Raw genomic sequence first — 19,958 nt, forward strand, 5'->3', positions numbered from 1 at the left:
GGGATGCGAGGGGGATCGAGATATGTGCAACTTCACATTAAATTGGTATAAAGTCCTTACTCCAAACCGATAGTTTAATAAGCCGGTTCTTGATAAGCTGGCTCTTCATAAGCAGGCTCTTGATAAGCCGGCTCTTGATAAGCTGGCTCTTGATAAGCCGGCTCTTGCGGTGGGTAATACTTCGGTTCAGGATTAGGATTGTACGGTACGATCGCACCATCCTCATTCACAATCATCCCGCGAATAATCCTCTTAGGCTCCACCGGTTTGGGCTTAATACTGCGTTTGCGGCCCTCCAACTCCGGCAACTTCGGAAACTTCTCAACCGGCATTCCCTTAACAGCTTGACTCATAAAATCGCGCCAATTATACGCCGCCGTACCGCTAGTTCCCCACGTGGGATAATTGTCATCATTCCCTAGCCAAACCCCAGTCACCACCTGTGGAATGTAACCAATAAACCACAAATCCCTGACATTTTCCGAAGTACCGGTTTTGCCCGCTACAGCGCGATCGTTTAAAGCCGCAGGCCCCCCCGTACCGTCTTGCACCACACCCTCCAACATCCAAGTAGTAATCGCAGCACTATCCTTATCCAAAACCCGCTTCGGTTTAAAATTCGCCTGATAAATCACATCTCCCCGCTGATTAATCACCCGCTTAATTCCGTGGGCTTCAATAAAATTCCCTTGCGATGCTAAAGTACCGTAAGCATTGGTTAACTCCAGCAAATTCACCTCCGAAGAACCCAAAGCCAAGGAATAAATCGGACTCAATTTCGACTTAATTCCCATATCGTTGGCTAATTTTATCGCCGGTTCAAACCCCACATCCATCAACACCTTCACAGCTACGACATTCACCGAACTCGTCAAAGCATCCGAGATCGATCGCCAACCGCTAAATTTTTTGCCATAATTATTCGGTTGATAGCCGTCGATAATAATTGGTTCGTCTTCGTAACTGTCATAGGGAGAAAAACCAGCCGCCATCGCTGCTGCGTAAACCAACCCTTTAAACGTCGATCCGGGCTGCCGCAAAGCCTGCGTAGCACGGTTAAACTGACTTTCCTTAAAATTTCCACCTCCTACCAGCGCCTTAACTTCCCCAGTCTTAGTGTCCATAGAAACTAAAGCCGCCTGTTCAAAACCCTGACGGCGGCCATCAACTTCGATCGCATCTTTAACCACCTTTTCCGCTATTTTCTGCCACTTCAAATCCACCGTCGTCTCGACAGTCAAACCGCCAGCTTCCAAAGCATCCTGAGAAACATAGCGCGGCAATTCCTTCCGAATGTAACTAGCAAAATAAGGCGCGACTACTTTAAATCGCTTCGGCGGACTTGGTTTAACGGCGATCTGTTCCGCCATCGCCTCCTTCGCCTGAACCTCTGTAATTACCTTTGCTTCCTGCATTTGTTGCAGCACCAGATTGCGGCGTTTCTTAGCAATATCGGGATTAACCAAAGGCGAATATTCGCTCGGTGCCGGCGGCAAGCCCGCCAAAGTTGCCATCTCGGCCAAAGTTAATTTATCGACTGTTTTGCTAAAGAAAACCCAAGCTGCATCTGCCACTCCGTAGGCATCCGAACCCAAATAAACCAGATTTAAATATCTTTCTAAAACTTGGTCTTTACTCAACTCCCGCTCTATTTTTTGAGCTAAAAGAGCTTCCCGAACCTTCCGCCTAATACTTCTTTCCTGATTGAGAAAAACAACGCGAGCCAATTGTTGGGTAATTGTACTGCCGCCCTGCACTAAATCTCTTGCTATCAAATTAGAAACAATCGATCGCACAATACCTTGATAATCCACCCCGCGATGTTGGTAAAAACGGCGGTCTTCTATGGCAATAAAAGCTTTAACCAACATTTCGGGAATTTCTTGAAGTTTCAGTTTATCTCTAGTTGCAGGCCCCGACTGCAACAAAATCGTATTATCTGCCGCCTTAATTGTCAGTGTCCCGTCGCGGTTAAAGGCCGACAAATCGTTAACATCCGGCAAACCTTTGTCTAAGGTGTACAAAATCCATAAACCGTAGATTAAAGCGCCCCCGCCTATACTGGCCACACCTAAACTTATCCAAAATCTAGGGCGACGGGAGATCCGTTTTTTAGGATTTTCCTGCGGTGCGCTATTTTCCTGCGGTGCGCTAATTTCCTGTAGTTCCGTATGTCTCTGCAGTTCGGTGTTCTGCGGTGCGCTATTTTCCCGCAATTGGCTACTATCCGATTTTTTGGGTGATTTAGTTCCCAGCAAACTTAATCCCGGCCGCAACAATTCTTTTCCCTTGGTTTGCAAGCTGGTAACTTGAGGTTCAATTTCCAACCAAGCGATTAAGCGCCTCAACCCTTCCCACCTGCGGTTGACTATTGGATATCGAGCGTATTCTGGTTCTAAATATTCTGATTCTAAATATTCTGATTCTAATTCAGACTCTTCTAGAGGTGCAGCATCTTCTGATACCACATACTCCGATCTTTGGGCCGTTGTCCCTGTATAAAATTCCGCCTCCGATTCCGGCGAGTTGAGCTTATTGCCCTTCGCAGGCTTCGGCGGTTCTCGATCGGAATTACCGCTTATTGCGTTAGTGACTTTGCTCAATGTATCTTTGATATTTGAGAAAAATTCTGCCACGTTCAGACCTTCACACCTCATCAAGTCCGATTAAAAACTAAGAATTGAAAAAAGCTAGCTTTTTTAATTCTTAATTTTTAATTCGACATTTTTTCTTGAATAACCCGCTGCCTTGAATTAGATTTTTTGAATTAAAAACTTTTTAATTCAAAACTCAAATTCAAAACTTTTCTTAACAATGCAGAGCTTGGTATTTTTTTGAGAAGTGAATTAGATTTTTTGAATTCAAAATTTTTTAACTCAAACCTCAAAACTCTGCTTAACTCGCATGACCCAGTGCCAAGGCTGCTACCAGCATACCCAAAACCAGGAAAGGCTGAGCACTTGCCTGATATTTAACATCATTTTCCAGGGGATTACGCAAAAAGTACATATCCTGAAAAGTAATTTGGGGAATTATCAGCAGCAGCAGAATGACAGCGTAAAGGTTTTGGTGGATGCTGATCAGGTAGCCTGCAATCCCAGCTTGAAAGATGTCTATCATCAACACGCAAATCCAAGCTGCGGTGCTGATGCCAAACATCACTGGCAAAGATTTTAACCCTAATTGCCGATCGCCCTCAACACTTTTGAAATCGTTGACGATCGCAATCCCCAGCCCTGCCAAACTGTAAAACAGGGTCAAGATCATAATCGTGGGATCTAGTGTACCAAACAAAGCTTGACCCGCCCACCAAGGCAGGGCAATGTAGCTAGCACCCAGGGCATAATTTCCCAACCAGCCATTCTGCTTGAGTTTCAGCGGGGGCGCAGAGTAGATATAAGCTAGAAACGCGCCACCGAGAGTCAAAACAGTCATTATCGGGAATTCATGACCCGCCCACAAGTCTAGAGCATAAGCCACCCCAATGCCAGCGGCTAATAATACCAATATTTGCGTTACTACTTGGGGAATCGAGATGATACCGGAGGGAATCGGACGGTAGGGTTCGTTAATGGCGTCGATGTCGCGATCGTAAAAATCGTTCAAAGTTTGAGTGTACCCGGTCAACAACGGCCCTGACATCAACATACAAGCGGCTGCGATCAAGAAATTCTCTAGGTTCCACACATAGTTTCCAGAAGACGCCGCCCCGCACACCACGCCCCAAATTAAGGGAATCCAGGTAATCGGTTTCATCAATTGCAAGCGAATCTTCCAGATGGAAGTTTCCCCGCTAGCTGCCCCTTTCATGCCCAACAGTTGCCTAGTTTTGGCACTGCGGTTTTCGGTAGCAACACTTTCCGGTGCAGCTTCTGGGGAGATTTGGGATGGAGGAGAGTCAGACATAATTTGATGTTAGCGGTACTGCTACTATTGTGTCGTTTTGCATTTCATTGACACTCTCCGGGCTAAAGCCACAGAGATTCTTTGATCTACGAGTCAATTTGCTGAGACAGGATTTCTCCAGCCAAAGTAGAGATTGATTCTCCCAAAGCGTTACTTGCATCAAGTGCAAAGGTTCCGGTATGCCCTACCGTACCCAATCCTCGACTTAGGATGTTTTTGGCTGCATTGAAATCTCTATCCAAGGTACACCCGCACTTGCAGACGTGCGTTCTTGTGGACAGCGTTTTCTTAACAACTTCTCCGCAGTTAGAGCATTCTTGGCTGGTATATTGCGGATTTACCGCAACCGTTACCCGCTCAAATACTTTTCCAAAATATTCAAGCCAGATGCGGAACTGATACCAAGATGCGTCGTTAATAGACTTAGCTAAGCAATGATTTTGCACCATATTCTTGATTCTCAAATCTTCGTAGGCTATCAAGTCGCTTGACGCTCACTACGCACCGTGCAAGTTTTATTGCATGATCTTTGCGTTGTCTACTTATTTTGAGATGCTGCTTACCTAAAATCTGTCTAGCTTTGCCTCTATTTTTGGAACCTTTAGTTTTTCTGGATACGCGACGCTGACAACGCTTGAGAACTTTCTCACCTTTTCTCAGGAATCTAGGATTTTCCACCGTAACTCCGTTTGAATCGGTGTAATATTCTTTCAACCCAACGTCTAGTCCGATGGTATTGCCAGAGGGCTCCGTGTTTTCCTTTCTATCGACATCGATACAGAATTGGACGTATACACCGTCTGCACGTTTTACTAATCGAACCCGTTTAATTTGGTTGATTTGGTAGAAGTGCAGATCGCGTGTACCTTTTAGCTTGAGCTTGCCAATTCCTTTTTTGTCGCTAAATTTAATCGATTTCCTGTCGTCTGCAAGTTTCCAGCCAGTCGATTTATACTCGACAGAACGACAGTCTTTCTGGAATTTTGGATACCCTTTTTTGCCGGGAGTTCCTTTTTTACAGTTGTCGGAGAATCGGGAGATAGCAGACCAAGCACGTTCGGCGCTAGCTTGCCTAGCCTGCGAATTGAGTTCATCAGCAAACGGAAACGATGCTGCCAATACCGCACAGTATTTGTTCAAATCGTACTTGTTCACTTTTTTGTTGTCGATCCAATAGCGTAAACAACTATTGCGAACAAACTGGGCAGTGCGAATTGCTTCGTCTACTGCCGTGAACTGGCTTGATTTTCCGTAAGCTTTTAACTCGAAGACTAGCATTGTTTTACCTCCCACCTTATGCTACATCATCTGGCACAAAGTAAGAGGTGGTACAACAAAAGTTTACATAAAAGTCGTCCTAGAAGGACGGGGTTTTAAACCCAGTTTTTTGATATAGCAATCCGATCTGAGTCTCACAACACCACGCCTTCTTGTCTTCCTAGACTTCTTATATAGCAAGACTTTCAGATTTTACATATCTAGAAAATCACTTAGGATTGCTATAAATACTTTTTTTATAATTTCGCGCTTGCCCGCCTGCAGGGGGAGATTTTTGCCAGCCGGTGCATTTAATGTCAATTACCAGGAGGCGATCGAGTTTTTTGCCATACTACCCTTGAATCATCTCATCTGCCAGAAAATCAATCGATTTTAGATTTTAGATTTTAGATTTTAGAGATGGTACCACTTCTTTGATCCGGTTGAAATTGCCACTTGAGCAAGTGCAGGAGAATTACCACCTGATTACTCTCTAAACTCCGGCATTCACTTCGCCCCATGTCTTCTATTTCTGCAATCAGATTTTCCCAGTCGATGTTTGAATAGTCGCGAACCCGCAACTTTTCCACAGTGGTTTCAATCCCTCAATCGATTTTAGATTTTAGATTTTAGATTTTAGATTTTAGAGATGGTACCACTTCTTTGATCCGGTTGAAATTGCCACTTAAGCAAGTCCAGGAGAATTACCACCCGATTACTTTTTCCACTCCGGCGTTCACTTCGACAATTTTTGTCGTTAAACTTCTAATTTTGTTGTGATAAGCTGTTCGTGCTAACAACTGTAAATTAACAAATATGGCGGTATGAATCAAAAGGCAGTCCCGTCCGCCGCTTTACTTCTACAACTGATTTGTAAGCGCCTTTTCTCTGCCTTTCTCTAACTATTTTTTCCGCAACATATCGATCTAAACCGCTGGCGATTAACTCTTCCGGCGAAAGAATATTTAACCGTTTCCAAGTAAACTGCAATTCTTTTTGATAATTGTAGCTGAAGCAAATCATCGGGGCGATGCGTCGGACGTGACTTTCGGGAACTCCGGCTATTTCTGATAACTCTTCGGCGTGGGTAAAAATGTAGCCTTCGTTTTGCAAAGATTCAATATCGTTGGCGTAGACGATCGGCAAACCCAAGATTCTGACCATATCGTCTTTGGTACACTCATTAATATCTATTTTGCCGCGCACGTTTGCCAGTTCTTCGGCATTCGTCGGACTTGCAGGAACCAATAAACCTCTGGGTGCAGTTTTGATCAGATAGCGCTTTTTCAAACTAAAAGCAGTGACAATTTGAGCAATCCAAACGATCGTACCCAAATTAGTTGAAGAAGATACCGCTAGTGCTGCTAAAGTAATGGCAACACCCCATCCCATCCAACTGCGAATATTTGACTTTTGGCCTGCATAGGCGATCGCCAATCCGCCGAAGTAGGGAATAAAAGAATACCACACCCAGTTTGGAGTTTGACGCAGCCAGTATAAATCTTGAGACACTTTAATTTTATCCTTAAATAGTTGTGCTCTCACACTTACTTATTTCACTCCCACTTTTTTAATAGTGGGCTTCCTTCTTCCTTCTTCCGACTTCCATCGGACTGACATCCGTTACATCCGTTACATAATCCGTTGCCGAACTTCCTTCTTCCTGCCTTCTGCCTTCTGCCTTCTGCCTTCTGCCTTCTGCCTTCTTAATTACAATTCTCGGAGCAGTTTTTGGCGTTTTTCTTCATATTCTTCGGCCGTAATTGCGCCCATATCGTAAAGTTTTTTTAATTCGCCGATCGCCCCGGTTACATCTTTTGCCGCTCTGAGGGCATACCCCGACGGCAACGTACCGCCATTGTACTGAACCTGAAAAGCTTGTTCCGACATCAGCAGCAGGCCGATAAAATCGAAAAATGCGATAACTGACGGAATTAATGTCCAAGAAAATAGCAAGTATAATACCCCTGCTAAGTTATTGCCCAAATAAAATTTGTGAACTCCGAAACCTCCTACAAAGAAAGCTAACACAACTGCTACGCTTTTATCTTTTACCATTTTTACTTTCCCCAGTTTTTTATTTTAACTTCCGCGATCGACCTTTAAATCTCTACCTTTAACGATCGAGTTCAGTAATCTTACTAATTTTTACTCATTTATTTGGGTTTTTGCGAAACTTAGACATCGCCAAATACAGCAGAACTATACCGACTTGAGCCTGCATAATCACCAAGTAGCCTCTCAAGAAATAATTGAGTTCGCTGCCTGAATTGAAAGAAAATATTAACAGACCCAAGGCTGCGTAGGGTGCGAAACGCATCCAACTCGGCGTTCCCTCTAACTTGTGGCTGTTCAAATTGCTCATGGGGTTTAAGCCTCATCCTAAATTAAAATTTACCTATAAATTAGCCGGATTGTCAACTTCCGCTTGGTTCGATCGCCCCGGTGAGTCTCTCAATCCTCAGCCAATAAGATATTACTTCCATGTTAAACCCTGTTTTTCCGCTAAAATAAGCGACCGGGGCGGGTCTATCTGGATCTGTGGCTGAGATTACAGATTAGGGTGAACCCGTCCCTAATGAAATTCCGGTTATTTTAGCGGGCTAGATATCAGGGGCGCACCGAACATCCTACTGCTGTTTTTGGCAAGAGTCGATCGCCCCCACGAAAACTGTCAAAAAAACTCGATTAATTCACAATTATTAACAACCGTCCGAATTAACTCGCGCCGCCGCCCAAAAGAAACAGACTCAAAAGAGTACCGCTATTCCAGAGACTGTGCAGAAGCATAGGAGCAAGTAGATTGCGCGATCGCGTGTACACAAAGCCCAAAACCGCACCCAAAGTCGCCAAAGGCAGAATCTCAGAGACACTCAAGTGAGCCACAGCAAACAAGAAAGCAGAAGCTGCGATCGCCCCCCAAACAGGCAAATAGCGAGTCAGAGAAGGCAGTAGAAAGCCCCGAAACACAATTTCCTCAAAAACCGGAGCCGCGATCGCAGCAGTGCCGAAAAACACCGCCAAAGCCACGTTGTCCCTACCTTCGAGAACGATCGGCAAAATCGGATTACTGCCACCTTGTCCCTGCCACAATTGCTGATTAATTAGCGACACCAAAACTACCAAAGGCAAAGCAACAAAATAGCCGCCAAAACCCCACAAAAACCAACTTCCCCGCCAATTAATCCGAAACCAACCTTCCGGCAAAGGCAAAAAAGACTTGACCGAAAAATACAGTACCGAAAGCCCCCCAGCCGACAGCAACAAATAAGTAGCAAAGATATAAAAAGCCTTCTCGCGCGGGTCAAAAGTAGCTGGGTTGAGTTTTAAAACAGCCAGAGAAACTGGCAGCAACAAATAGGGAATCAAGATTTGCCCGACAAAGAAAAAGCCGACTACAAGCACCTGCCAAACAATCTCGCCGTCCCAAGGCACATCCCAAGTCAAGCTCGCATTTCGCGCCAACACCGGGCCGGAACCTGCTGTATCTAACTGCTTTCGCTGCAACAACCACTGCACTGTCAAACCAACCAGCAAAACCGTGCCAATACAAAGTGCGATCGCCGGAACGCCCACTATAATTGCCAACTTTTCTACAGCTTGCTGGGCCGTTACTTGCTCTGCTGCTTGCAGCGCCGCCAGCTCTTTAGAACGTTCTTGCAGCTTGTAAAGTTGAGCTAGAGCGCGATAGCGAAACCAGCCATCCAAAGACTTTTGAATGCTCGGCTCAGCATCCGGCAGCAGTTGAGCCTGATTGCTCCAAATTCCCGTTAAAACTTGAGCAGTTTCCACCGAAGAATCATCATCACTTTTAGTTTTGTAGCGCTCAACTAAATTTTTCCAAGTTTGCAGAGCTGCCTCAGTTTTGCCACTGCTTGCCTGCAAAATTCCCAATCGCAAGTCAAGTTCATTTAGCAGCACTGACTGTTGCTTTATCGACTCGGACGCCGCCTTATTTTGAGCCAAATTCAGAGTATTGTCCTCCGACTTAGAGGCAATGGCAGACTGAATTTCTTTAACTTGTGCTTGAGATGTTTCGAGAGTTTTGCGAGTCGAGTCTCGCGCTTCTTGATATTGCGTCAAAGCCGTATTTAAAGGATCTGCACCGACAATATTGGTGCGCGCCGAACTTAAATTATCACTCTGATTATTTTCTCCTTGCCACTCCGAGGCGTGCAGCAGCAAATTTGTCTGGTAGAGTTCCAGCCGGCTTTGAATTTGCGGCTGATTCCAACTAGCAAGTAAAGATAAACCGACCAGGGCGATCGCGATCGCCGTTAAAATACCTAAAATAACCCGCTTCAGTGTCATTCCTGCTTTTCCGTCCCGCGCGAATCCGTGGCTAAATCTTTTCCGTCTTTAATCATAGGTCGTTGCAGACGAGAGTATCCCGACAACTGGTAAAATTTCACTGGCTCATCTTTTTGACTCGCCTCAACAAGACTTACGCCACAAATCCTCGCTCCGCCATGTATGCGTAAGGTTCACACCTTAGCCCAACGGTGCTTATGGCGCACCCTACAGGAGTAGTGCGGCATAACTCAGATGTTGCACCATTGTCAAGAACGGGCAAGATGCCCGTTCCACAAAGAATTGAGTTTTCTTGTGGAACAGGCATCTTGCCTGTTCCTAAACAAGTAATTGAGAATGGTGCAAGATGTGAGTAACCACCCGCGATGTATGAGGTAATATCCGCACCGCGCACCCGAAGCGCGTAACAGGCTAAATCTAAAATCTAAAATCTAAAATCTAAAATCGAATGACTCGCATTATCTTAGTCCGTCACGGCAAAAGCACATACAATCAAGAACGCCGCATCCAAGGCCGCCTCGATAAATCAATTTTGACAGAAGCAGGCCGCAGCGCCGCCCTGCAAGTAGGCGACACACTCAGCAGTATCGCCTTTGATGCCGCCTATACCAGTCCCCTGCAACGAGCCAAAGAAACAGCGGAAATCATCCTGTCGCGCTTGACAAATCCGCCACAACTCCAGCCAACTGATAATTTGATGGAAATCGATTTGCCTCTGTGGGAAGGAATGCTGCGCCAAGATGCGATCGACAAATTCCCCGAAGCATATCAGCAGTGGCAAAAACAGCCCGACAAATTTTCCATGAAACTGCCATCTGCTGACGGAGAAATCGAACACTTTCCCGTATTGGCAATTTTTGCTAACGCCCGTCATTTTTGGCAAGAACTTTTATCGCGCCACCAAGACGGCACAATTCTAGTAGTAGGTCACAACGGAATCAACCGCGCTCTCATCGCCACCGCGTCGGAAATTACCCCTGATTACTATCAATCAATTCAACAGTCAAATTGCGGAATTAGCGTCATTAATTTTGGAACTTACCCTGTTACCAACGACGCACTTGGAGAGCCAAAAAAGAAAGTTGCAGTTCAATTAGAGTCAGTGAATTTAACTTCCCATACCGGGGAAATTTTTCCCAAACCGAGGGACGGACACCAAGGCCCCCGCTTGTTGCTGGTGCGTCACGGCGAAACCGACTGGAATAAAGCCGGTAAATTTCAGGGGCAAATAGACGTACCTCTCAACGATAACGGCCGCGAACAATCCAGGCGGGCAGCAGAATTTCTCAAGGATGTAAAATTAGATTTTGCGATTAGTAGTTCGATGCTGCGGCCGAAAGAAACTGCGGAAATTATTCTCCAATATCACGGCGGTTTGCAACTCGAACTCCGGGATGAGTTGAGAGAAATCAGCCACGGACTTTGGGAAGGAAAGTTTGAATCAGAAATAGAAGAATCCTATCCGGGTTTGCTAGAGGAATGGAAAACATCTCCAGAAACAGTCCAAATGCCCGAAGGAGAGAATTTGCAGCAAGTTTGGACGCGGGCGATCGCATCTTGGCGAGAAATTGTACAATCTGTTTCTGGTACTGGAATTGTCGTTGCTCACGATGCCATTAACAAAGCTATTCTCTGCCACCTATTCGGTTTGGAACCAGAACATTTCTGGAAATTCAAACAAGGAAACGGAGCCGTTAGCGTGATTGATTATCCCCACGGCCCGGATGGTTTGCCGGTATTACAAGCGATGAATGTCACAACTCATTTGAGCGGCGGCGTTTTTGACAAAACAGCAGCCGGAGCACTCTAATTAGTAAAGTGCTGAGCGCGAACCCGTAGCGGAAGGAACGCCCACCGCTACGGGTTCGCGCCTGAAAAAAGTTTGAATTTTGATAACAACCGCGCCCGACGCTTAGGAAGTTCTTAATTCCTGAAACTAATGCGCTGGATTGCTTCTTCCTTCTTCCTTCTTCTTTCTATCCTTTACATCCGTTACATCCGTTACATCCGTTACATAATCCGTTGCCGAACTTCCTTCTGTTATATGAGCCGCGAACTGCTACAAAATGTACGAGTGCTAGATCCAGTTTCAGGGAGCGATCGCATCGCTGATATTCTAATTACCGAAGGCCAGATCGAAGCCATTGCAGAAAAAATTGCTGAGTTTCCCGCTGACACCCAAGTGCGGGATTGCCAGGGACTGATTTTGGGGCCGGGATTAACAGATATCTACAGCCACAGCGGAGAACCGGGTTTTGAGGATCGAGAAACCCTGGAATCCTTGATGCAGGCTGCCGCGGCTGGCGGTTTTACGCGAGTGGCGATTTTGCCGGATACCTCGCCACCTGTTGACAATTTGGCCGGTTTAGCTTTGTTGCAGCAATATATCCGCAATTTGTCGCCTGGGCTGCCCCGCTTGTATTTTTGGGGAGCGCTGACAGCGGGCGTTAAAGGTCAGCAGATGGCAGAGTTGGGCGAGCTGGCCTCCTGTGCAGTGGTGGGTTTTGCGGACGGTTTGCCGCTGTCTAATCCGGCTCTGGTGAGGCGTTTGCTGGAGTATATCCAGCCTTTGGGCAAGTCTGTGGCTTTGTGGCCGTGCGATCGAACTTTGGCAGGAAATGGCGCGGCGCGGGAGGGTGCGGTGTCGGTGCGGTTGGGTTTACCGGGAATTCCGGCGAGTGCGGAAACTTCGGCTTTGGCGGCAATCCTGGAGTTGGTGGCATCTGCGGGCACAGGAGTGCACATTATGCGGGTTTCTACGGCGCGCAGCGTGGAATTGATTCGAGATGCGAAGGCGCGGGGTTTGCCGGTGACTGCGAGTGTGACTTGGATGCACTTGCTGTTGAATGTCGGGGCAATTTCAGGAAACTCTCAAGATTCCGGCGGCGGGAAAAATGCTCTGACTGCTTCGTTGCCCTACGATCCGAATTTACGCCTTGAACCGCCGTTGGGCAATCTCAACGACCAATTAGCGCTGATTCAAGCTGTGAAAGATGGGGTAATTGATGCGATCGCGATCGACCACAAGCCGCATACTTATGAGGAGAAAACTGTGGCTTTTGCTGATAGTCCGCCGGGGGCGATCGGCTTAGAATTAGCTTTGCCTTTGCTGTGGCACGGACTGGTAGAAACTGGCGAATTTTCGGCTTTGGAACTGTGGCGAGTTTTGAGTACCCGGCCGGCCGTGTGTATCGGGCAAACCCCCGCCACTGTTGCACCAGGAGTCTCTGCTGAGCTGATTTTGTTCGACCCGCAAATGAGTTGGACTGTTGACGCGCATAGTCTGAAGTCGCGATCGGCAAATACGCCTTGGTTGGGACAGCAATTAGCGGGAAAAGTTGTACAAACCTGGATTAATTGATTCTTGCGATTGAAATTCATCTGTTGTAGAACAGGCATCTTGCCTGGGAGCATCTCATATTTGTAAAAACACTTATTATGGCTCCTTCCTTCTTCCTCCTTCCTTCTTCCTTCTTCTTCTTTCCTCCTGACTCCTGACTCCTGACTCCTAATTCCAATTTCGAGCTTTGCTGCTTTCATTGAGATGCTCCCTCTTGCCTCTTTCTCAAAGTAGAACAGGCATCTTGCCTGTTTCTCAAAGTAGAACAGGCATCTTGCCTGTTTCTGGGAATGCTGGATGAGGTGACTCAGAAAAGAAGATAAATACATGATTGCTGCTTTTGATTCCTGGAATTCCCCACCGCTAGACTTGACATTGGATCTGGGCGAAATTCATGTTTGGCGCGTGTCTCTGGCTCAAACAGAATCTTGCTTGCAGAGTTTACAACAGACTCTCTCTAACGATGAGCGGACAAAAGCCGAGGGTTTTCACTTTCCCAAAGGTCGATCGCAATTTATTGTGAGTCGTGGCGCGCTCAGAGCGATTCTGAGTCGCTATCTTAACATAAATCCTCACATTTTGCGCTTTGACTACAATCCCTACGGCAAACCCTTTCTCATCGCGGCACAAGGTGGAAATGCCCTGCGTTTCAATTTGTCTCACTCAGGGAGCATGGCTCTAGTTGCTATTACCAAAAATCGAGATATTGGTGTCGATATTGAAAGCATAAATCCAAACTTTTCTTGCCTGGAAATTGCTGAAAAGTTTTTTTCACCCTTAGAACACTCTGTGTTGCGTTCGCTCCCTGAACAGATCCAACCCCGCGCTTTTTTCACCTGCTGGACTCGCAAAGAAGCCTACATTAAAGCAGTCGGCAAAGGACTTTCTATTCCCCTGAATCAGTTTGATGTCAGCCTCGCACCAGGAGAACCTGCAGCGCTGTTAAATGTTGAAGACAACCCCGAAGAAGCATCGAGATGGTCTTTAATTGAATTATTTCCCGGTTCAGATATGGTGGCGGCTGTTGCGGTTGCAGGAGATTGCTCGAAACTTCATTGTTGGGAGTGGACGGGGGAGTTTTGATTTATACTGAGATGTTGCACCATTCTCAATCAGCTTTTTATGAACAGGCAAGATGCCTGTTCCACAAGAAAGAAAATTCACTCTTTGTGGAACAGGCATCTTGCCTGTTGCTGACGCAAGATGCCTCTTCCACCAGAAAATTCACTCTTTGTGGAACAGGCATCTTGCCTGTTCTTGAGAATGGGGCAAGATGTGAGTTTATACCGATCGCCCACGGTAAAAGAGAACGGCAACAGTCGCTGGAATAGCTCTACTGGTTGCACCTCCAAGCTATTGTATTGCACACCCTCCATAGACAAATAAGGACACAAAAATGTTGTGTCCTTATTTGTCTATTCGACTGCAATTTGCCACTCTACAACTGATTTAATAATTTAACCAAATCGATAGCCAAACCCGCGTACCGTAATGATATATTCCGGTTGGCCCGGATCGATTTCCAACTTTTCGCGCAGCCAGCGGATGTGAACGTCAACTGTTTTGCTGTCTCCGATAAAATCTTGACCCCAAATTTTTTCCAGCAACTGATCGCGAGACCAAACTCGCCGGGGATTACTCATAAATAGTTCTAGTAAGCGAAACTGTTTAGGAGAAAATTTCACTTCCAGACCACGAACCAACACGCGGCACTCTTCAGGATACAGAGTTATGCTCTTATATTGCAGCGTCCTCGGTTCCGGTAACCGACTGAGGCGCTGGCGCCGCATCAGCGCCCGACAGCGAGCGATAAACTCCCGCATTCCAAAAGGCTTGGTCAGATAATCATCCGATCCGGCTTCTAGGTAAAAAGCGCAATTGTTGGCACTTCCTCTAGCACCGATAATCAAAATAGGGACGGGATTTCCTTGATGCCGTAACATTCGACACAGATCCAAACCGTTAATTGAATCCATAATTAACAGGTTGAAGGCAAATTCACCGTGGTATGACGAAGAAGCCTGTACAGAAGGCAGGGCATTGCGCCCGTCGCTAGTAACCACCACCTCATAGCCCTGTTCTTTAAGGGCTAAAGCTAGCATTTCCCGCAACAGGTCTTCACCTTCCAATAACAAGATACGGCCGGCTTGTCCAACAGCCAACCTTGAAGGACTTTCGCTTAATTCAGCAGAAGACATAAATATCAGTGGGAGTGATGTTTGTATGTGGCTAGCGCGAGGTACCTTCTTCAGTAGCTGAGGCACTCTCGCGCTGCGATCGTTTGTACGATCGCCATTTGTTTGATCGCTTAGAATCCTTCGCCAGTCCATCCCACAGACACGCGCTCGACCTTTGCTACTTGCTCATGCAAGGAATACAGCCGTAGAGCAGTTGCCGGAGCCGCGCTGTCTGCCTGTGTCCAGGCCACAGAAGTCTGGTCATTTTTCGGGGTCGGTGTTAATTTCATAAAACATTGCCCGCTGTTAATTGACCACATAACACCCAATCTATAGGGATATGCTTGTTATACTACTCTTAAAAGGTTATTAAAAGGTAAAATTTTGGTAATCAATTGGTTAAATTATTAACGTTAAGTAATATAACGGTAAAGTTGCGATCGCACTGTAGAGCTTTTTTTAAGAATACAATAATAAGTTGCTCCAAATTCCTTTTTCTTCCCGTGCCGGCTACGATCGACGATAGCAAGTAAAAATTATGTAGACTGCCTATCATGTTGCTGCATTTGAGTACCTGGCCGGAGGTAGAAGCTTATCTCGAAAGCTCCCGAGGCATAATTATCCCGATCGGCTCCACCGAACAGCACGGGCCCACCGGCTTGATCGGGACTGACGCCATTGCTGCCAGGGCGATCGCCCGCGGTGTCGGCGAAGCTGCCAATGCCTTAATCGGCCCGACAATTAATGTAGGGATGGCCTTGCACCACACCAGCTTTCCCGGCACAATCAGCCTCCGACCGCAGACGCTGATACTGGTAATCAGGGATTACATCACATCTTTGGCAAAAGCGGGATTTGAGAAATATTTCTTCATCAACGGTCACGGTGGCAACATTGCCACCATGAAAGCAGCATTTTCCGAGACTTACGCGCATTTGTCTGACTTAAATTTACCGAATGCCGATCGAATCCAGTGTCAAATCGGCAACTGGTTCATGTGCGGCTCAGTCTACAAACTAGCAAAAGAATTGTACGGAAACCAAGAAGGTTCCCACGCCACCCCCAGCGAAATCGCCTTAACCCAGTACCTTTATCCAGAAGCAATCAAGCAAGCTCCGCTTTCGGAAGAAGTCGCTTCCGGGCACAAAATTTTCGGTGCTGCTGACTTCCGCCGCCGATTTCCCGACGGGAGAATGGGCTCAAATCCGGGCTTAGCAACCCCCGAACAAGGTCAGCAGTTTTACGAATTAGCAGTCAAAGAATTGACTAATAATTATTTGGAGTTTTTAAGTTCCGATTAACGTTTTTTTTCTAGTTATCAAGAAACTCCTGGTAACTAGAAGAAATCTCAAACTATTCTATATTTTACGGTGATGAGTGAGTCAGCCACATGATATTTCATATCAATTCCGGCTGCGGCGGAATGATCTCAAATCGGCGATTCATCGGGCGTAAAGTCGAATCAAGCGGCCAACAAATAATTGGCGCAAATTTCATTTTTTTGACAGCAAGTCAACAGTCAACAGTCAACAGTCAGTCGATTTTAGATTTTAGATTTTAGATTTTAGATTTTAGATTTTAGATTTGACTCCACACATGAATCTGGGAGGTGGAAATTAGGTGTAAAATATTTCCCTTGTCAACAGTCAACAGTCAACAGTCAACAGTCAACAGTCAACAGTCAACAGTCAACAATTACGGACGCTGCAACCGGAATCGATATCATCTATCTGAGAAAGGCTATATCTCCCGATTAATCAATCGGGAGAATATCAAAACTATTCCACAATCCAAGGAGTTAAAGAAGGTGTCCAAGCACTCAATTCTTCTTCCTTGAACCAAAGGCTAATTTCCGCACGGGCAGTCTCGACAGCATCAGAACCGTGAATCAGATTACGGCCGACATTGACAGCAAAATCTCCCCGAATTGTCGCAGGTTCTGCATTCAGAGGATTTGTTGCGCCAATGATTTTTCTCGCCGACGCCACAACGCCGTCGCCTTCCCACACCATCGCCACTACAGGGCCTGAAGTGATAAAGTTTACCAATCCAGCAAAGAAGGGTTTTTCTTTGTGAACATCATAATGTTGTTCCGCTAGTTCGCGACTCGCCGTCATTAGCTTCATACCAACTAGCTTAAAGCCCTTGGCTTCAAAACGACCGATAATTTCGCCGACGAGTCCGCGTTGTACGCCGTCTGGCTTAATCGCTAAAAAAGTCCGTTCCAAGATTAACTCCTATAATTGTGTTAACTGATCCAAAAGATAGAGTAACTCACAACGCACCTAAAGGCAATTCTGAGAATTGGAAATTGTCATTTGGAGGCTGATGGCCGCCGGAAGAAGGAAGAAGGAATAAGAAGAGGGAAGAGAAAAGAGGGAAGAACCAATAAAACCAATGGTTAAAGAAACCGGGTTTCTCAGAAAAATTTTTGTTGAGCAGCGATGAATCTCCGAAGAAACCTGGTTGGGAGACTCCTATGCGTCTAGGACTGATTTGCCGGGAGCATCCCTATTTTGTAAACAGCATTTTTTAGGAGTTCGAGCAGAATTATCATTTGCCTATATTAAGTTAATCAGTCTTTAAATTATCGGTCAATAAATAATCAAACTCTTGTGGGGTGGCTTTAAGCAACGCCCGAAATATGCAATTTAAATGTAGAACATTTTATCTCTAGGGAACAAGATGCTCGAACTTCGGGCACAATATGATACAAGTCAATCGATTTTAGATTTTAGATTTTAGATTTTAGATTTTAGAATTGAAGTATTGACCCCACGGATCAATTCGGGGGGCAAGTTTCATCGGATACAGGTTTTTTATTTTTCCACGGATGAATCCGGGGGCTTGTATCCTGGATGCTTTCAGTCACAATTTGCTGTGACTGCAAACACTCTTACCTATGATCTCAAATACAAATATGTATGATAATAAACACAATGATTTAGTGTCAAAAATATAGATAATTAACAGAGGTATGAAGATTATCTTGACAGCCACCATTCAGACGAAAAAAGTATGAAATCCATTGTAGCATTCATTGAACCCAAAAAGCAAGAGTTTGCAAAATTGCCCTTATTTGACTTTCTAGCCAATAAACACATCCACGCGAATCAACGACTAATTTTTGCACCTGTACTCGCTCCTTTGGCTGTGGGATTGAGCGATTTAAATAAATATGTATTGCGAGAATCTTCTAGTAATAGCAAAGTTCAGGAACTAATTAATAAATATACATATAAAAAAAACTATTACTGGCACGACTATCTAGAATACCTAGAGGAACTAGGCTTAAACCAATTAATGAGTTACGGCGACTTCAGACTGCTTTGGGGTGAAGAAACTAAAAAAACTCGATCGCTCTGTTCAGTGCTTGAACGCTACGCTTGGAAAGCCTCTCCCATTGAGAAACTGGTGTTAGTGGAAGTCCTCGAAGGAACGGCAAAAGTTTTTTTTGAGGCGGCGCTTGCAGTGGTAATGGAATTACAGCAAGTTACCCAAAAAGAATATGTTGATTTTGGAGGAGGTTATGGGGGTTTAGAAAATTATCACCTTTTAAACACGCCAGAGATGTTGGAAGTTTTAGCAGAGATCAAACTTACTAATGCGGAATGCCAAGCAGCTTTAGAATTAGCACAAAATGTATTTGAACTGTTTACAGAAGCGATGAACGAGCTATTCCAACACAGCCAAACAAATTCTTGCAAGACTGTGCTGCAAATATCCTCAATTTCTACCTTCGCTCATTGCCCGATCGACTGTCTCGATATTTGTTAGTTTAAACAATCACTAAATTATCTCGGTGTACCGCCGTTTCTACGCCGGCATAGCCTAAAATCTCAGCAATTTTCTCTGACTTGCAGCCCTGGATTTGTCTCAATTCTAAACTGCTATAATTCACAAGCCCTCTAGCAATTTGCTTGCCGGCAGCATCGCACAACTGCACGGAATCATCAGCTTGAAATTCTCCTTCTACTTGAGCAATACCCGCAGCTAAAAGCGATTTTCCGCCGTGGGAAATTGCCTTGACAGCACCCGCATCTAAATATAGTTTTCCTGCCGGAATTAGCACGTTAGCTATCCAGTGTTTGCGAGCGTTTACAGGGCGCGGTTGAGGCTCAAATTGAGTACCGATCGACTCTCCGTTGAGTATTTTCTCGATATTACCAGGAAAGCAGCCGTCAGTGATGACAGTCCGCACTCCCGATGCAGTTGCTATTCTCGCCGCTTCAATTTTTGTCACCATACCGCCGGTTCCCCAACCACTGCGGGAATCTCCTGTTTGCACCTGAAATTCTGTTAGCTGTGCCATACTTTGGACTAGGACGATCGGCTGCGCGTCGGGATTGCTGCGCGGATCAGCGGAATACAGCCGATCGACATCTGTGAGCACAAACAACCAATCTGCTTCTACCAAACTCGCTACTAGCGCCGAAAGCGTGTCGTTATCACCAAATTTAAGCTCGTCTACCGCCACAGTATCATTTTCATTGACGATCGGAATCACGCCCAACCTGAGCAGTTGCTGAAAAGTATTGCAAGCGTTAACATAACCATTACGCTGCACTAAATCACCCCTGGTGAGCAATACTTGAGCGATCGGCTGTTGTAGAGTAGTAAACAAGTCATCGTACACCCGCATCAGTCGCCCTTGGCCCACAGCCGCCACAGCCTGTTTCATAGCAATGTTTCGCGGGCGTTCCGTCAAACCCAAGCGCGCGCAGCCAACCCCAACTGCACCCGAAGAAACCAAAACTACTCGATGGCCTTGCTGCCGCAAATCAGCTAAAATTTCGACCAATGCAGCAATAGTTGAAAGAGCTAAGTTTCCTGTAGTCGATCGAGTCAGAGTCGAAGTTCCAATTTTAACAACAATAGTTTTAGTCTGTTGTCTGTTGACTGTTGACTGTTGACTGTTGACTGTTGACTGTTGACTGTTGACTGTTGACTGTTGACTGTTGACTGTT

15 protein-coding genes and 2 pseudogenes are annotated in these 19,958 nt (G+C 45.7%); 6 read left to right on the forward strand and 11 right to left on the reverse strand.

The window, feature by feature from the left end:
- Nucleotides 1–74: 74 nt before the first annotated feature.
- From QUB12_RS26220 to QUB12_RS26255, 8 genes and pseudogenes are all read right to left on the reverse strand, one after another.
- Nucleotides 75–2,657, reverse strand: coding sequence for a penicillin-binding protein 1A (locus QUB12_RS26220; RefSeq protein ID WP_333138643.1), 2,583 nt, complete (start codon nucleotides 2,655–2,657; stop codon nucleotides 75–77).
- A gap of 238 nt (nucleotides 2,658–2,895) precedes the next feature.
- Nucleotides 2,896–3,906: a chlorophyll synthase ChlG gene (gene chlG, locus QUB12_RS26225; RefSeq protein WP_333138645.1), complete on the reverse strand. Its 1,011-nt coding sequence runs from the start codon at nucleotides 3,904–3,906 to the stop codon at nucleotides 2,896–2,898.
- 86 nt (nucleotides 3,907–3,992) lie between these two features.
- A pseudogene (locus QUB12_RS26230) lies at nucleotides 3,993–5,184 on the reverse strand (RNA-guided endonuclease InsQ/TnpB family protein).
- 401 nt (nucleotides 5,185–5,585) lie between these two features.
- Nucleotides 5,586–5,765, reverse strand: a pseudogene (locus QUB12_RS26235) (DUF29 domain-containing protein); the annotation flags it as partial.
- 205 nt (nucleotides 5,766–5,970) lie between these two features.
- Entirely contained in the window at nucleotides 5,971–6,708 is a 738-nt protein-coding gene (locus QUB12_RS26240) for a helix-hairpin-helix domain-containing protein (RefSeq protein WP_333280372.1), read from the reverse strand.
- Between the two features lie 165 nt (nucleotides 6,709–6,873).
- A complete protein-coding gene (locus tag QUB12_RS26245; protein ID WP_006633318.1) occupies nucleotides 6,874–7,221 on the reverse strand; it encodes an NINE protein in 348 nt (115 codons plus the stop codon).
- A 94-nt stretch (nucleotides 7,222–7,315) separates the two neighbouring features.
- Nucleotides 7,316–7,528: a hypothetical protein gene (locus QUB12_RS26250; RefSeq protein ID WP_333138650.1), complete on the reverse strand. Its 213-nt coding sequence runs from the start codon at nucleotides 7,526–7,528 to the stop codon at nucleotides 7,316–7,318.
- Between the two features lie 353 nt (nucleotides 7,529–7,881).
- On the reverse strand, nucleotides 7,882–9,474 hold the full coding sequence (locus QUB12_RS26255; RefSeq protein WP_333138652.1) for a CPBP family glutamic-type intramembrane protease: 1,593 nt from the start codon (nucleotides 9,472–9,474) through the stop codon (nucleotides 7,882–7,884).
- Nucleotides 9,475–9,922: 448 nt separating this feature from the next.
- On the opposite strand from QUB12_RS26255, the gene QUB12_RS26260 reads away from it, so the two are divergent.
- From QUB12_RS26260 to QUB12_RS26275, 4 genes are all read left to right on the forward strand, one after another.
- On the forward strand, nucleotides 9,923–11,284 hold the full coding sequence (locus QUB12_RS26260; protein WP_333138656.1) for a histidine phosphatase family protein: 1,362 nt from the start codon (nucleotides 9,923–9,925) through the stop codon (nucleotides 11,282–11,284).
- A 234-nt stretch (nucleotides 11,285–11,518) separates the two neighbouring features.
- The gene (locus QUB12_RS26265) at nucleotides 11,519–12,835 is read left to right on the forward strand and encodes a dihydroorotase (protein WP_333309135.1); all 1,317 of its coding nucleotides are present in this window, start codon (nucleotides 11,519–11,521) and stop codon (nucleotides 12,833–12,835) included.
- Between the two features lie 306 nt (nucleotides 12,836–13,141).
- On the forward strand, nucleotides 13,142–13,897 hold the full coding sequence (locus QUB12_RS26270) for a 4'-phosphopantetheinyl transferase superfamily protein (protein ID WP_333309137.1): 756 nt from the start codon (nucleotides 13,142–13,144) through the stop codon (nucleotides 13,895–13,897).
- Nucleotides 13,894–14,145 carry a hypothetical protein gene (locus QUB12_RS26275; RefSeq protein ID WP_333309139.1) on the forward strand — a complete coding sequence of 84 codons (252 nt, stop codon included), beginning with the start codon at nucleotides 13,894–13,896 and terminating at the stop codon, nucleotides 14,143–14,145. The genes QUB12_RS26270 and QUB12_RS26275 overlap by 4 nt, the downstream gene beginning before the upstream one ends.
- Before the next feature lie 126 nt (nucleotides 14,146–14,271).
- On the opposite strand, the gene QUB12_RS26280 is transcribed toward QUB12_RS26275, so the two are convergent.
- Nucleotides 14,272–15,012 (reverse strand): response regulator transcription factor, encoded by a 741-nt coding sequence (locus QUB12_RS26280; protein WP_333138666.1) that lies wholly within the window; start codon nucleotides 15,010–15,012, stop codon nucleotides 14,272–14,274.
- Nucleotides 15,013–15,545: 533 nt separating this feature from the next.
- Between QUB12_RS26280 and QUB12_RS26285 the strand changes: the two genes are divergently transcribed.
- Complete coding sequence (locus QUB12_RS26285; protein WP_333138668.1) at nucleotides 15,546–16,292, forward strand: creatininase family protein; 747 nt, start codon at nucleotides 15,546–15,548, stop codon at nucleotides 16,290–16,292.
- A 477-nt stretch (nucleotides 16,293–16,769) separates the two neighbouring features.
- Here QUB12_RS26285 and ndk read toward each other — a convergent pair whose 3' ends face one another.
- The gene (gene ndk, locus QUB12_RS26290) at nucleotides 16,770–17,219 is read right to left on the reverse strand and encodes a nucleoside-diphosphate kinase (protein ID WP_333105548.1); all 450 of its coding nucleotides are present in this window, start codon (nucleotides 17,217–17,219) and stop codon (nucleotides 16,770–16,772) included.
- Nucleotides 17,220–18,009: 790 nt separating this feature from the next.
- Here ndk and QUB12_RS26295 point away from each other — a divergent pair.
- Nucleotides 18,010–18,768 carry a hypothetical protein gene (locus tag QUB12_RS26295; RefSeq protein ID WP_333138670.1) on the forward strand — a complete coding sequence of 253 codons (759 nt, stop codon included), beginning with the start codon at nucleotides 18,010–18,012 and terminating at the stop codon, nucleotides 18,766–18,768.
- Between the two features lies 1 nt (nucleotide 18,769).
- Here QUB12_RS26295 and proB read toward each other — a convergent pair whose 3' ends face one another.
- Nucleotides 18,770–19,867 carry a glutamate 5-kinase gene (gene proB / locus QUB12_RS26300; protein WP_333309141.1) on the reverse strand — a complete coding sequence of 366 codons (1,098 nt, stop codon included), beginning with the start codon at nucleotides 19,865–19,867 and terminating at the stop codon, nucleotides 18,770–18,772.
- Nucleotides 19,868–19,958 lie beyond the last annotated feature (91 nt).

This window comes from Microcoleus sp. B7-D4, assembly GCF_036705125.1.
Taxonomy (GTDB): domain Bacteria; phylum Cyanobacteriota; class Cyanobacteriia; order Cyanobacteriales; family Microcoleaceae; genus Microcoleus.

What these genes read in the sequence shown, in the direction of transcription:
- QUB12_RS26265 (WP_333309135.1), top strand. Translation starts at nt 11,519, where the DNA reads ATGAGCCGCGAACTGCTACAAAATGTACGAGTGCTAGATCCAGTTTCA.
- QUB12_RS26250 (WP_333138650.1), bottom strand. Translation starts at nt 7,528, where the DNA reads ATGAGCAATTTGAACAGCCACAAGTTAGAGGGAACGCCGAGTTGGATG.
- QUB12_RS26220 (WP_333138643.1), bottom strand. Translation starts at nt 2,657, where the DNA reads ATGAGGTGTGAAGGTCTGAACGTGGCAGAATTTTTCTCAAATATCAAA.
- QUB12_RS26245 (WP_006633318.1), bottom strand. Translation starts at nt 7,221, where the DNA reads ATGGTAAAAGATAAAAGCGTAGCAGTTGTGTTAGCTTTCTTTGTAGGA.
- QUB12_RS26295 (WP_333138670.1), top strand. Translation starts at nt 18,010, where the DNA reads ATGAAATCCATTGTAGCATTCATTGAACCCAAAAAGCAAGAGTTTGCA.
- QUB12_RS26260 (WP_333138656.1), top strand. Translation starts at nt 9,923, where the DNA reads ATGACTCGCATTATCTTAGTCCGTCACGGCAAAAGCACATACAATCAA.
- QUB12_RS26285 (WP_333138668.1), top strand. Translation starts at nt 15,546, where the DNA reads ATGTTGCTGCATTTGAGTACCTGGCCGGAGGTAGAAGCTTATCTCGAA.
- QUB12_RS26270 (WP_333309137.1), top strand. Translation starts at nt 13,142, where the DNA reads ATGATTGCTGCTTTTGATTCCTGGAATTCCCCACCGCTAGACTTGACA.
- QUB12_RS26280 (WP_333138666.1), bottom strand. Translation starts at nt 15,012, where the DNA reads ATGTCTTCTGCTGAATTAAGCGAAAGTCCTTCAAGGTTGGCTGTTGGA.
- chlG (WP_333138645.1), bottom strand. Translation starts at nt 3,906, where the DNA reads ATGTCTGACTCTCCTCCATCCCAAATCTCCCCAGAAGCTGCACCGGAA.
- QUB12_RS26255 (WP_333138652.1), bottom strand. Translation starts at nt 9,474, where the DNA reads ATGACACTGAAGCGGGTTATTTTAGGTATTTTAACGGCGATCGCGATC.